This is a genomic window from Aliikangiella sp. G2MR2-5 (assembly GCF_015687155.1).
Taxonomy (GTDB): domain Bacteria; phylum Pseudomonadota; class Gammaproteobacteria; order Enterobacterales; family Kangiellaceae; genus Aliikangiella.
This window is the reverse complement of sequence record NZ_JADPQF010000005.1, coordinates 18,928-32,468: the sequence shown is the minus strand read 5'-3', so window position 1 is coordinate 32,468 and position 13,541 is coordinate 18,928. Positions and strand designations below refer to the sequence as shown.

The following is a 13,541-nucleotide window of genomic DNA, read 5'->3' as shown; positions in this document are numbered from 1 at the left end:
GCGTTATTCTTACCAAGTCATACTGAGAATACTAGATGAATATGCATGAATATTCAGCATTTTTTAAGGAATATTAGGGAGTTAGCAGGCTCAGGGACAAATTATCAGTTTTTCTGTGTCACGAGCCTGGAAATCTCGGAAGAGCAATTAGCTTGAGAAGTAGTAAAATGTTATGGGCAAATTTTAAGTAAAATTGAAATTTTTCAATCGAGTTCCGAGAAATCCGGACCCGATTATCTGACCTGGCCCGGATTATCTGACAGAACTTTATAAAGGCTTGACCGGCAAATACATGGCAACTTTATATAACCCTTCAGGGTGCTGCTCAGGGTTGTTTAAGTGCTCACAAAAATAGGCCCCTTCTCCAGGCTGATACCCACTTTCGGGTAACCAGTGGTTGAAAACACTATCCCAAGCTTGAGCACATTCTTCCTGCGTAGCCTCATCAAGTTCAACCACGGCATAGTTACCCCCCGGAAGATTTCGCATCCCGACTTCGCCACTGACCTTGGTCGCCGGATCAACACTAATGCAAACGTCGACAGTAAGTTTATCGGGCTCGGTAATATCTGGATGGCCGCTGGAATAAACAGTAAAAGCTCTGCTCTTAGGCGGCTCGAACAGGTTTCGCGGTATGGCCCAGCTCATTAATCGCCCAAAAAGTTGTTGAAACAGTACTTTATCGTTGGCCTTATATGCGCCTTGATGCCGAATGTAGGCGATCGAAATGTCTTCTATGGGTTCTACTTTCACTTCAAATGACAAATTTTTTTCAGCGTCGTGTTGCAAATTTTTTTTCATATTGATTCTCCATATTGGTTTGTTGTTGCGAGAATCAATATACAACTCAATAGAGCAACTCAGTTGTCCGGATTTGCAAACCGTTTGACCATGATTGCTATGCACTTTGCAAATCTTGCTATTTTGAAAGTTTTTCTCACGCCATTCACTCGGTGAGAGTGTAAAGTGAGACTTAAATGCCCGGGAAAAAGTCGAAGGACTTGAAAAGCCAACGTCATAAGCGATATTACTCACCGGCTCTTGCGGCGAATTCAAAAGTTTAAAAGCCGCTTTTTCAACTCTGCTTCGGTTAATGAATCCATTCAGATTTTCGCCGATAATCGACTTAAATATACGGTGAAAATAAAATTTGGAAAACTGGCTGACTTCCGCCAGAGTGTCGAGAGAAAGCTCATGTTCAATATTATTTTTTATATAATCGACGACTCGATTAATTCGAGCATGATATCGATTATTCGATTCGCTGTGTGAAGGTATCATTGTTAAATTTTTATTCTGGTTTCGAAAAGCCACGACAAAAGGAGACTTTTCTAACGGATTAAGACATCTGGTAGGCAATCCTAGCGTGAAAGTAACGAATTAAACAAGCTTGTCTTAAATCGGCTAACTAACTAGCTACCTATTTAGCCGCCACATTAACCTGATGCACACGATTAGCCGGAACCATCAATTGCTCGTAAAGATAGCGCTTGAATTTCGGCGTATAGGGCTGGTCGGCAATAGCCTTCTCCATACACAGCATCCAGGCATCTCGATCAGACTCGGTAACTTTAAACTGTTTATGTGCCATTGGAATGCTGATAGGACCGTATTTTTCCCTGTATAGTCTAGGGCCTCCAAGCCAGCCACAGAGAAAGCGAAATAGCTTGTCTCTTGATGCAGACAAATCCTTCGGGTGCATGTTCAAAATATTACGAGCCTCTGCTAGCGCTTCCATATTGTCGTAAAAATCATTGACCAGTTTTTTTACCCCCTCTTCTCCGCCAGCCGCTTTAAAAGAAGCGTCCAAAGTCCCATAGTTGTCATCTTCTTGTGGCAAAACAGGATGTCTGGAATAGATTGCTGTTTCCTGTAAATAACGTCCTCTGTGAGGGTCTGGTTGAGCTTCTATCGCGTGAATAGTTTCAATATAGTGCCTGGGCAACTGAAAGTGCTCAGCACCGCTCACAACATGGGTCTTATACCAGTCATAAGGAACCATATTCTCATCGATTCTGGTCGCGACATAAATACAGGCATTAACCGTTTCTCCTGCAGAATTGCTAACCTCAACCAATTTTTCCTCGTATCCGTTACCGACACCTTCGATTTTATCCAGAGTTGCTTTATCGTCAGCACTGAGTTTATACAGACTTCCCCAGATAACGTCCTGCGTGTCTCCGGTATAGTAAGCATCACACTTGGCTGAACCATCGTCTCCCGCTTTGTGAAACCTCAGCTGATAACCCGATAGATGATAAACTCCTAAGGATTCAATAACTGTCACCCTCGCGCTTAGTCGTTTGGGTGACATGTTGGAACCATAGGCAAAACTATAAACGCTTTTCGTCATGGCTAATTAACTTGTGTATTTAATGACGTCAACTCTACCGGTCTGAATGAAAGAAAGCTAATAGAATCGCTATATTGATAAAGAAACTGGCTACGATGTAAATCTACTTTTACTTGCGGTGAACTTTGATTACATAAGTATTGGAAATAGAATCATGCCACCCTCGTCTGGTACTCCCAAAAAACGAAAGGGGTTCGAAAGGAATAAATCGACATAATGTCCTCCCCAAAATTGTAGCAACTTTCGGTTTCCTTCCATTTAGATCGACGACTCTGGTACCTGTCACTAACTTTCCCGGAGTGAATCCAAAAAAACCTTCAAAGAACAGATAATAGATCAACATTAAAGCTAACCCGAAAAATCGTTCTTCAAGTGGTCCCATCTGATCTATTTTACTTAGCAACTCATCCCCCCCCAAAAGACCAGCTAGAATACCGATAACAACGGCTAGTAGAAAAAAACCAAAATAGTCCAGTATGAAGTTTGCGAGTCTTAGCCATTTACCGGCGGGGACGATTTCCGCAACATCATTAATATAATCGTGCTCAATAGATTGTGGGGAAGCATAAGGACTCGACTCTTTTTCAGGTTCCGTACTATTCATCTATATCTATTCACCTTGATCTATTCGCTATTATATTCTGCTCGCTCTTCTATTTATTGTTTTCTATTGTTTGACTATCACTTTGCCGATCATTTCCGGATGCGGTCCACAACGATAGTCAAACTCTCCAGATTCTTTAAAAACCTTTTCATAGGTCTCATCAGGAAAGAAATAGTCTGGTTCAGGCTCGCCAGACTTTTCAAACCAGACGCTATGGTATTGTCGCTTTTCCTGATTTGTCCAGCGAACAGTCTGTCCCGGCTTGATAACGATGACTTGCGGAATAAATTGATATTTTAGAATTGACACTTCAACGACATCATTCACAGTGGTAATTTGCTGTGTGCTGGGAGACTCACTCTCATAGGCCTGGATACAGCTTGCCAAGAAAAAAGTCCCTAAAATGATTAATAAAGTCGTAAACTTCATCGCTAGTCTCCTAAAATCAGCTCCATTATGAAGTCATAAAAAAAGGGAAGTCAAGACGACTTCCCTCAAAAAAACTAAGCCTTACGACTTAGTTAGGCCAACGGGCCCAACTTCCACGGGCCCTTTCTCTTGCAACAGAGAGCGTTACCGGGAGGAATATACTTCCCCCCTGTTTAATTTTCTTTTCAATATACTTTTAAACTGTCTGTTACTGCTTCTTTACATTTACTTCGGCTTCAGCGTTGTCCAGTCCCAATTTATAGCCCAGAGAAACATGATGGAAACGAGAACTGCTGTAATCATCATGAATAGCAAATCCAAAGTTATAAAGTTGACCCGATTCAATATTGACGTCTCCCGACTTATTCGCAGTCAGCTTTCGTTTCATTTCTACAACCCACTTGCCGCCTTTTAGTTGTGCAACAAATTCTGCACCTGTTCCACCGCTCATCACGCGTTGTTCCAATATGTGGCCATCTTCAACAACATTGGTTCCGGCTTGATAGCGAATAAGGTCCATATATTGGTTGGCACTGTTGGCTTCATCTATTGCCGCCTGGTCCACAAGTTTATCCCAGCCACCGCGCATTTTTCCTCTTCGACCTTTCACTTCGATATTGCTACGACTTTCCTTTAGATACTTGGTAACACCGGACTCAAGATCGATACGCTCCTTAAACTCGCTACCTTCAAGAGTTGCCTGATCCGGAGCATGAGGCATGTTACGCGCATCGTGGTGACAGGTGCCCCAGCAACCTGCTCTATCAGCAAACTCAACCTCGTCAGTAGCCAGCATAATTGCCAGTTTGACTTTGTTTTCAGGGTCCATTTTGCCACCATCAACAAACGGTACTGGCACATGCTCAGTATCTTCCCAACTAAATTTCAAATACAGGTACTCGCCATCATGAGTTGACTCTACTTTCACTGGAATGCTGCCTCGCTTACCAGAAATAGGCGTATCTTCAGCTTTTTCTCCGGTAACAATCTTAACTCCCATATCAGCGGTCTCATTGTCATGACAGGTAACACACCGATCGCCACCTTTCTCGAAGGGTCTTGCACCGCCATGATCTCGACCATTAAGTACCCACTCAATAGAAGCCTGTCCAGGGTAGAAAATCGTAATGTCTCTACTTGCAGCCTTTGACCAGTCCACATCAATACTACTGGAAGCTTCGTTAGAAGTAGCTTGTTCCGCCACGGGCTTGGCAGCTCCTCCATCACCTTGATATTGCGCCAAAGCCTCTTTGACTGCAGCTTCGATTCTGGCTTTTTCTGCCGCTTCAGCAGCATCTTTCTCAGCGGCAGCCTTTTCCTTTTCTTCCGCTTCCTGTTTGGCGACCAATTCAAGTCCATCCAGATACATCTGAGGAACTTCACGAACAAATTCAGGATTTGGCGCTTCGAGTTCTTCTAGCTCCTCGTCAGACAACATGTGTCGAACATTGTTATGTGCGATTCCTTTATGGCAATCAATACAGGTTTGCCCATTTTCAAAAGCATTAAGGTGTTGCTTGCGGGCTCTTGGTTTTTGAAACTGAGGAGCCATAGACTCAAAATTATGGCAGTTACGACACTCTCTTGAGTCAGTCTCCTTCATTGTTTTCCATACTCGTTTTGCCATAGTTAGTCGATGTTCTTCAAACTTTTCTGGCGTATCAACGGTTCCAACCATTTTATGATAGAGTTCATTCGAAGCCTGTATTTTTCGAACAACTTTGTGAACCCATGGGTCCGGAACGTGACAATCGGGGCAACCCGCTCTAACTCCGGTACGATTTGAATAATGAATCGTCGGCTTATATTCCTGATAGACATTGTTTTCCATTTCGTGGCAACTGATACAAAACTCTAGTGTATTGGTTGCTTCCATTGCGGTGTTGAAACCACCCCAAAAGATGATACCACCGACAAAGAAAACCAATCCGGCAGCGACCGTAGCTCCCATCAAAATTTTCTTTCTCATTAATTTTTTCAGTTTGGATTCTTTTTGTGACATCTTTTATGCTCCTTACAAGAGGCAGCCTATTTAACTTTAATACCGCAACATTATTTTTATTGGTCTTTCTTTCGATTAACTTTCAATTCTAAAAAGCGAGGTGTGACTAATGCCACACCCGCTTATTTGTCTAGTTGTATTAATTAAGTTTTATGGTTAGAGCGATTGAACACGTTGAACTTACCTGTTGGAGTCGTTAAGCCTTTAATACGATGCTTCTCTTTAAGAGTTTTAGAATCGTAGACTACGATTTCACCGGTTGGATTCTTGTTGTCACTTCTGTTCCAGACTGATACCCAAACCTCACTACCACCTTTATTGAATTCAATGTGAAGTGCCGCTTTACCTTTCTCTTCAGTCACACGGATGGTTTTAACAATTTTACGAGTTTTCTTATCGAAAACTTGTACAGACTGTTGAACTTCAGGCTCAGGATGTTTCAACTGATCAGCCCATACGTATTGAGAATTTTCATGAGTGCGGATGAATACGCCTGCGCCGTCAGTTTCGACTTCATAACAAAGTTTCCAAGCTTGGTCAGGATGGTTCATTGGATCATTGCCCCAAACAGAAACCAGACCTACGCCCAGGTGAGTAGTACCACCAACAGGACCGCATTTGTCATCAACCCAGTTAGCGCCAGGACCTGGATGTGGAAGCTTGTCAACATCGATCATTTTCTCGAGCTTGCGATCCTTGGTATCAACAATCACCATTTTATTGGAAGCATTAGCCGCAATTTGGAAATAACGACCAGTCGGATCGAAGAACCCATCGTGCAAGAACTCAGCTGAGTTAATTTGTTCGATACGCAGATTATCTAAATCACGATAATCAACTTGCCACATTTGTCCTAGTTCTTTAACCGCAACAAGGAACGTTGGTTCATTAGGCGTTGTGTAGATTGCTGCAACACGCGCTTCGTTAATAAACTCACCTTTAGTGTTATAACCACGAGTTGAAACAACTTTAAGAGGCTCTAACGTATCCGCATCCATAATGACAAAATGCGCAGGCCAGTAACCACCCGCGATAACATATTTACCGTCTCCTGATACCGCAATATCTCGTGCATCATATGCCATTTGAGTTTCAGCAACTAACATTTTGTCTGGCGTTTGCCAAAGGTCTATTTTATTTACTCGTCCATCACGACCAATGGTATACCAGAAACGACCAACATCTTTTGCGTGCTGAGTTTTATGATGCTCTGTTCCTTTAATAACATGGACCGCATAACCTGTATCAAGATGAGCGACTACTTCTTTCGTATCACCATCAATGATCGCAGCTTTACCCGCATCTCGTTCGATAACAACGAAGAAATTTTGCCAATTACGAGTGTGTAATGGCTTTGTGGGATAGTCCTTCAAAGCAACAAATTGTTTAGTGCGCTTTTTCATCATATCTAAAGACATTTCTGGTGGCACTGGAGGTTCCATCTGGATATAAGTCGAAACAAGTTTGATTTCATCTTTGGTAAAAATGTCATCAAAGTTGTTCATGCCGCCTTCTGTGCCGTAGGCAATAATTTTTTCTAAGCGTTTCTGGCCAAGTTTCAGTGTAGATTTTGGTTCAAGATTTTTACCTGTAGCACCTTTACGCAAAACACCATGACAACCAGCACAGCGCTGGAAATAAAGCGTTTTTGCCTTTTCAAATTCTGCCTCAGATAAAGTTGGCGCTGCTGCAAATGCATTCATACTAATACCTGATGCAAACAGCCCGGCAGCCATCCCCAGTGCAGAGAGACCTACCTTTGTCTTTTTCATGACTAATCCCCTCGTTTGTTTGGAATATAAAATTGAGTGGTTCAACAAATTAATTTGATTAACTCGAGACTCATCATACGCCTGCCACTTACCATCACTTTGATCAAAATCAATATATACACCGCTGATTTTCCACAATTTTTTTAGGGGATTTATAATCAAACTCACAAGCAAATTATTTTCTGTATAGCAAAAACACCTGTTGCCCCCTATCTGTTGACTCAAATCAATGTATCTTTAAGTAAGCGTAGTAAGCTGGTTAACACAAAAATTGCAACAGAGAGAATAACAGGATGGACTATTTTCCATTGTTCATGGATATCAAAAATAAATCCTGCCTGGTTGTGGGCGGTGGAGAAATCGCTTTTCGAAAAGCCAATGCGCTGTTAAGAGCGGGAGCGTGTGTCAGTATCGCAGCTCCAGAGTTCAGTGACGAAGTCCTTGAACTTAAGCACCAGGAAAAGTGTGAGTTAATTCGAGAATGTTTTAATCCTTCTCATCTACTAAACAAAGTTCTCGTAATCGCAGCAACAAATGATAGAAGCGTCAATAAACAAGTATATCAAAGTGCAAAAGACGCCTCGATACCCGTAAACGTTGTTGACAATCCAGACCTTTGTACTTTTATATTTCCCGCCATTGTTGAAAGAGGGCCGATGACAATAGCTGTTTGTAGCAATGGTAACGCACCAGTTTTAGGTCGTCTTCTCAGGGCCAAGATTGAATCTATTATTCCGTTTCAATATGGCAAGCTGGCTGAATTGGCACAAAAGTATCGTGCAAAAGTAAAATCCGTTTTCAGTAATACTAATCAGCGCCGAGATTTTTGGGAATCTGTATTCGAAGGTAAAATTGCTCATACAATTTTTGAAGGAAAATTTGAGAGAGCTGAAGCTTTACTCCAGCAAAAACTGGCAGCCAGGAGTTTTGCTCAGGAGACTAGAGGAGAAGTATATTTGGTCGGTGCCGGTCCAGGCGATCCGGAACTACTCACATTTAAAGCACTTCGTTTGATGCAACAGGCTGATGTTGTTATCTATGATCGTCTGGTAACTCCAGAAATTCTTGACCTTACTCGCCGAGATGCTCAAAAAATTTACGTTGGTAAAAAGTCAAAGTTTCATTGTGTACCGCAAAGCGATATCAATAAACTACTTCTTGAATATGCTGAAAAAGGTCACAGAGTACTTAGATTAAAAGGCGGGGATCCTTTTATCTTTGGTCGAGGAGGTGAAGAAGCAGAAGAGCTCGTAAAGCGAAATATTCCCTTTCAAGTTGTACCAGGGATCACTTCAGCTGCAGGCGCATCAACTTACTGCGGCATACCACTAACTCATAGAGATTACGCCCACAGTGTGACCTTTGTTACTGGACATTTAAAAAATGACACTTGCGATCTAAACTGGAAAGCACTTGCTCAACCAGGTCAAACACTAGTCATTTACATGGGCTTATCAGGACTAAAAACTATAGCGAGAGAACTTACCTCACACGGGCTTCCAGGGGAGACCCCGGTAGCTTTAATTCAGAATGCTACTCGTACAAATCAGAAAATTGCGATTGGTAACCTTGAAACAATTGAGCGAGTTTCGCGACAAAAAAATATCATTTCACCGGCATTGATTGTCGTTGGAGAAGTAATAAACCTTCATGAGACCTTATCTCAGGAGAACCGGTCTCAACCATTAGCTGAAGCGCATGGAAATTTGGCACTAGAAAGAACAGCCTGAATTTAATTTAGTTTTCATTTACATTTTTCAGACCCCATTCCTGGGGTCTTTTTTTTCCCGTTTTATCACCATCAGGCTATTTTCCAATATTAATATGAATTTAATCAAAATATTGGCTTTAGACTGAGCTTCTAGTTATTCAAAATGAGTCTTTAGCAAACAAATAAGGAAAATCTAATTTTCTTCTAACTTTATGGACTAAAATCTATTAGAGTTGGCGGGACTATTTACCGGACCTTTTGGAGTTATTTTGTGTGCCGTTTCGTTTGTTATCAGGGACAACCTATTCTACCTCAGCGACTCGTTTTTGAAACCGAGTATTCTTTGGTTCATCAAAGCAGACACGCTCAGCAGAGGTCCGAACCAGTTAATGGGGATGGATTTGGATTAGGCTGGTATCCCGTACACTCAGATCCTGAACCTGGAATGTTTAAAAGCATCGAGCCAGCCTGGAACAATGAAAACCTGTTGTCTATCAGTTCGAAGATTCAAACCTCTCTATTTTTTGCTCATGTACGCGATGCTTCACCGGACTTACCGGTAACACGAACTAATTGTCATCCATTTCGTTGGGGAAATTTTATGTGGATGCATAACGGATGGCTCGAAGATTTTTATCTTATGAAGCAAACAATTGCCGGGGCACTGTCACAGAAAGCCTATTTGACCATTCAGGGTAATACCGATTCTGAATATGCATTTGCTCTTTTCCTTGATGAAATCCAGTTCAGGCAAGATGCTAGCCAGGAGCAAATGAATCAAGCACTGTTTGAGGTCATCAGCAAAATTTGCTGGTACCGAATAAAGCTTGGAATAGAAAGTAACGCACAGATGAATTTTGCTGTTAGTAACGGCAAAACAACAACGGTTACTCGCTTTTCAAGTCTGGTTAAAGAGAAGCCTGCTTCACTTTTTTATTTTCAGGGAAAGATACTTGGCAGTAGTAAGAGAACCTGGTTTTCACCACCAGACATATCGAAGAACTCCACTTCCAATCAGTCAAACCTGCCGACCATCATCGCATCAGAGCCTCTATCCTCATGTCCTGACTGCTGGAAAAAGATGGAGAGAAATACCTACATCTCAGTATCTGCCGAACAAACGATGACAATAGCACCAATACCTATTATTGATGCTTGAGTGAAATAATTGACGGTTGAGTCCAATACAAGCTTTGTGGTTAAGAGATAGCATATTATGTAGAAGTTACTCGTCAGGCTAAGGCAAGCTCAGAAACAGGTTATTTTTTGAACAGCTAGTGCAAATTGAGCCAGATTCTGAGAGAATACGCGCCCGAAGTAATAACACTGCCGTATTTTGCCGAAATTTCGATGATCAAAGCCGATAAACACCTCTTTTCCTACCCAAAATACTGGGCTGAATGCTATGGCCGCGCCAAATTCCTGCCCATGAGTAAAGCGGAAATGGATGAGTTGGGCTGGGATAGTTGCGATATTATCATTGTAACCGGTGATGCTTACGTTGATCACCCTAGCTTTGGCATGGCCGTCATCGGTCGTTTTCTCGAGTCCCAGGGGTTTCGAGTCGGCATCATTTCTCAGCCAGACTGGAATAATCCTGAATCTTTCAAAGTATTGGGAGAGCCGAACCTGTTTTTCGGTATTACAGCAGGCAACATGGACTCAATGATCAATCGGTATACCGCAGATAAGAAAGTCAGGAATGACGATGCCTACACACCTCATGGAGAGGCAGGTAAGCGTCCAGACCGTTCGGTTATCGTCTATACCCAGAAAATTAAGGCGGTCTATCCCGGGATTCCTACGGTAATAGGCGGTATCGAAGCCAGCCTGCGTCGAATAGCTCAGTATGATTACTGGAGTGATGAAGTTCGCCGTTCCATTCTCATCGATTCTGCTGCCGATATTCTGCTTTACGGTAATGCCGAGCGCGCTATGGCGGAGATCGCCCATCAAATATCGATGGGTCGCGATATTTCGGAAATTACGGATGTCCCGGGCACTGCAGTCGTCAGAGATGAAGTACCACAAGGATGGACGGTAGTTGACTCCACCCGTATCGATTGGCCCGGCAATCTGAAGGATATTCCCAACCCATTCGAGGCAAATCCCTACGAATATGAAGATCCGCAATCTGCTAGCTGCCAGAGTAAACAGGACCAGGTCCGCTCAGAAATTGACGACCCGGCAAATATTCCGATAAAAGTTGTCCCTATGCCGCTAATGGGTAAAAAAGGGCTGGAGCGAACCCGGACAGTGATTCGCCTGCCTTCCTTTGAAAAAATTCGCAGCGACTCTGCGCTTTACGCCCATGCATCAAGAATATTGCATCTGGAGTCCAACCCGCACAACGCCCATACTCTGGTGCAAAAACACGGAACCAAGGAAGTCTGGATCAATACCCCTCCTATCCCGCTCAATACTGACGAGATAGATGGTGTGTTTGACCTGGAATATGAAAGAGTTCCTCATCCAACTTACGGCGATGCTCGTATTCCTGCCTATGAAATGATTCGGTTTTCAGTCAATATCATGCGCGGCTGTTTTGGAGGTTGTACTTTTTGCTCTATTACCGAACACGAAGGCCGGGTAATTCAAAGTCGCTCGCAACAGTCGGTGCTGAACGAAATTGAAGATATGCGCGACAAGGTCCCCGGCTTTACCGGCACCGTATCCGATCTGGGCGGCCCCACTGCCAACATGTATCACCTGAACTGTAAGGACGATGAAATACAACGAAACTGTCGTAAGCTATCCTGTGTATTTCCAACGATTTGCAAAAACCTGATAACTGATCATAAACAAACCACCGAGCTCTATCGGAAAGCGCGAGCGATCCCGGGAGTTAAACGCGTCGCAATTGCTTCAGGGCTCAGATATGATCTGGCGGTAGAAGATCCTGAGTATGTCAGAGAACTGGTGACTCATCATGTAGGTGGATACTTAAAAATAGCGCCGGAACACAGCGAGAAAAATACGCTCGACAAAATGATGAAACCGGAAATGAAAACCTACGATGATTTCAAGCGTATGTTTGACCAATTTTCCAAAGAAGCCGGCAAAGAGCAATATTTGATCCCTTACTTTATTGCCGCGCACCCCGGGTGCGATGACGAAGATATGTTGAATCTCGCGCTCTGGTTGAAGAAAAATAAATTCCGAGTGGATCAGGTACAAACCTTCTATCCCTCTCCGATGTCACTGGCCACTGCCATGTACCACTCAGGGAAAAATCCACTGAAGAAAGTGACTTACAAAAGCGAATCAGTCGACTCTATCAAAGATCTTGAGCAGCGTAGGGTTCAAAAAGCATTTTTGCGCTATCATGATCATCGAAGCTGGCCTTTACTGAGACAGGCGTTAAAAAAGTTAAATCGAGAGGAGCTGATTGGTGATGGTCCTAACCAGCTTATCCCGGTGAATGATCCGATAATTAAAGGCCATCACAAAGGTAAACCATCTGCCAACAAAGCCGGCGAAAAAACGAGAAGTTTTTCAAAAAATAGAAATCGTCGCACAGGCTCGGCGAGTCGTCGCTCCGCTAACACGGCTGGCGGAAAACGTCGCTAAAGTTGGAAGCCTGCAATACAATTAAACCATTAAATTGAAAGAGCAAAAATTTACCTATGAATGAACTAACCATCATTGCACCCGACGATTGGCACCTGCATTTTCGCGATGGCGATATGCTCAAAGAAACGGTTCCGGCGACTGCTCGCTGCTTTCGACGAGCGATAGTGATGCCCAACCTGGTGCCGCCTGTGGTTAACGCACAAATGGCAATGGAATATAAGAGCCGAATTGAAGCGGCAATTCCGGCCGAACAAAACTTTACCCCGTTGATGACCATTTACCTGACCAACGAAACGACCAAACAGGATATTATTGACGCCAAAAAAGCAGGCGTAATCGCCGCCAAGCTTTATCCAGCTGGAGCGACGACTAATTCGGATGCAGCAGTCAGTCAACTGGATGCTCTCAATCCGGTTTTTGAAGCCATGGCCGAACAGGATATGCTTTTACTGGTTCATGGCGAAGTAACTGAAAGTCATATTGATATTTTTGATCGTGAAAAAGTATTTATCGAACAAAAGCTACAAAAAATAGTCCAGGATTTTCCATCGCTTCGCGTGGTACTGGAGCATATTACAACCAAAGATGCGGTTGAGTTTGTTGCCCAGTCATCCGATAAAATTGCAGCAACAATTACCCCACAACATCTCCTGTTAAATCGTAATGATTTGCTGGTTGGCGGCATTCGTCCTCACAATTTCTGCCTTCCGGTACTTAAAAGAAATATTCACCAGCAGGCACTGCAAGATGCGGTAGTGACCGGCTCAAGCAAATTTTTCCTCGGCACAGACTCTGCTCCTCATGAAAAGCATCGTAAAGAGTCTGCATGTGGGTGTGCAGGTTGTTACAGCGCCTGGAGTGCGATTGAGTTATACGCTCATTGTTTCGAAGAGCTGGGAATCATTGATAAACTGGAAGGATTTGCAAGTACTCACGGTCCTGACTTTTATGGTCTTCCGAGAAATAACGACACAGTTACTCTGATAAAAGAAGCCTGGAAGATTCCTGATGAAATTACATTGCCAAACGGAAGTTCTATTGTTCCTTTTTTTGCTGGAGAAAAAGTGAGCTGGAAGCTCAAAATCTAATTCTATTGG

The 13,541-nt window shown here is 43.1% G+C and carries 10 protein-coding genes; 4 read left to right on the top strand and 6 right to left on the bottom strand.

What is annotated here, in order from left to right; all coding sequences use genetic code 11:
- Window positions 1–267: 267 nt before the first annotated feature.
- The 6 genes from IYN84_RS15570 to IYN84_RS15545 all read right to left on the bottom strand — a co-directional run bounded on the left by IYN84_RS15570 (window position 268) and on the right by IYN84_RS15545 (window position 7,385).
- Window positions 268–1,281 (bottom strand): GyrI-like domain-containing protein, encoded by a 1,014-nt coding sequence (locus IYN84_RS15570; protein WP_196140181.1) that lies wholly within the window; start codon window positions 1,279–1,281, stop codon window positions 268–270.
- A 139-nt stretch (window positions 1,282–1,420) separates the two neighbouring features.
- Window positions 1,421–2,353 carry a gamma-glutamylcyclotransferase gene (locus tag IYN84_RS21735; RefSeq protein ID WP_196140180.1) on the bottom strand — a complete coding sequence of 311 codons (933 nt, stop codon included), beginning with the start codon at window positions 2,351–2,353 and terminating at the stop codon, window positions 1,421–1,423.
- A gap of 109 nt (window positions 2,354–2,462) precedes the next feature.
- A complete protein-coding gene (locus tag IYN84_RS15560) occupies window positions 2,463–2,957 on the bottom strand; it encodes an RDD family protein (protein WP_196140179.1) in 495 nt (164 codons plus the stop codon).
- Between the two features lie 63 nt (window positions 2,958–3,020).
- Window positions 3,021–3,386 carry a plastocyanin/azurin family copper-binding protein gene (locus IYN84_RS15555; protein ID WP_196140178.1) on the bottom strand — a complete coding sequence of 122 codons (366 nt, stop codon included), beginning with the start codon at window positions 3,384–3,386 and terminating at the stop codon, window positions 3,021–3,023.
- 208 nt (window positions 3,387–3,594) lie between these two features.
- Window positions 3,595–5,388: a NapC/NirT family cytochrome c gene (locus tag IYN84_RS15550; protein WP_196140177.1), complete on the bottom strand. Its 1,794-nt coding sequence runs from the start codon at window positions 5,386–5,388 to the stop codon at window positions 3,595–3,597.
- A gap of 143 nt (window positions 5,389–5,531) precedes the next feature.
- A complete protein-coding gene (locus tag IYN84_RS15545) occupies window positions 5,532–7,385 on the bottom strand; it encodes a cytochrome D1 domain-containing protein (protein ID WP_210330581.1) in 1,854 nt (617 codons plus the stop codon).
- A gap of 68 nt (window positions 7,386–7,453) precedes the next feature.
- On the opposite strand from IYN84_RS15545, the gene cysG reads away from it, so the two are divergent.
- The 4 genes from cysG to pyrC all read left to right on the top strand — a co-directional run bounded on the left by cysG (window position 7,454) and on the right by pyrC (window position 13,532).
- Window positions 7,454–8,890, top strand: a complete 1,437-nt coding sequence (cysG, locus tag IYN84_RS15540) for a siroheme synthase CysG (RefSeq protein ID WP_196140176.1) — start codon at window positions 7,454–7,456, stop codon at window positions 8,888–8,890.
- Between the two features lie 252 nt (window positions 8,891–9,142).
- Complete coding sequence (locus tag IYN84_RS15535) at window positions 9,143–10,030, top strand: class II glutamine amidotransferase (RefSeq protein WP_196140175.1); 888 nt, start codon at window positions 9,143–9,145, stop codon at window positions 10,028–10,030.
- A 191-nt stretch (window positions 10,031–10,221) separates the two neighbouring features.
- Window positions 10,222–12,441 carry a YgiQ family radical SAM protein gene (locus IYN84_RS15530; protein WP_196140417.1) on the top strand — a complete coding sequence of 740 codons (2,220 nt, stop codon included), beginning with the start codon at window positions 10,222–10,224 and terminating at the stop codon, window positions 12,439–12,441.
- A 56-nt stretch (window positions 12,442–12,497) separates the two neighbouring features.
- Window positions 12,498–13,532: a dihydroorotase gene (gene pyrC, locus IYN84_RS15525; protein WP_196140174.1), complete on the top strand. Its 1,035-nt coding sequence runs from the start codon at window positions 12,498–12,500 to the stop codon at window positions 13,530–13,532.
- Window positions 13,533–13,541: the final 9 nt, after the last annotated feature.

Bases quoted from the DNA above. Each gene is read 5' to 3' on its own strand.
- IYN84_RS15570 (WP_196140181.1), bottom strand. From the start codon at position 1,281: ATGATACCTTCACACAGCGAATCGAATAATCGATATCATGCTCGAATT.
- IYN84_RS21735 (WP_196140180.1), bottom strand. From the start codon at position 2,353: ATGACGAAAAGCGTTTATAGTTTTGCCTATGGTTCCAACATGTCACCC.
- IYN84_RS15560 (WP_196140179.1), bottom strand. From the start codon at position 2,957: ATGAATAGTACGGAACCTGAAAAAGAGTCGAGTCCTTATGCTTCCCCA.
- IYN84_RS15555 (WP_196140178.1), bottom strand. From the start codon at position 3,386: ATGAAGTTTACGACTTTATTAATCATTTTAGGGACTTTTTTCTTGGCA.
- IYN84_RS15550 (WP_196140177.1), bottom strand. From the start codon at position 5,388: ATGTCACAAAAAGAATCCAAACTGAAAAAATTAATGAGAAAGAAAATT.
- cysG (WP_196140176.1), top strand. From the start codon at position 7,454: ATGGACTATTTTCCATTGTTCATGGATATCAAAAATAAATCCTGCCTG.
- IYN84_RS15530 (WP_196140417.1), top strand. From the start codon at position 10,222: ATGATCAAAGCCGATAAACACCTCTTTTCCTACCCAAAATACTGGGCT.
- pyrC (WP_196140174.1), top strand. From the start codon at position 12,498: ATGAATGAACTAACCATCATTGCACCCGACGATTGGCACCTGCATTTT.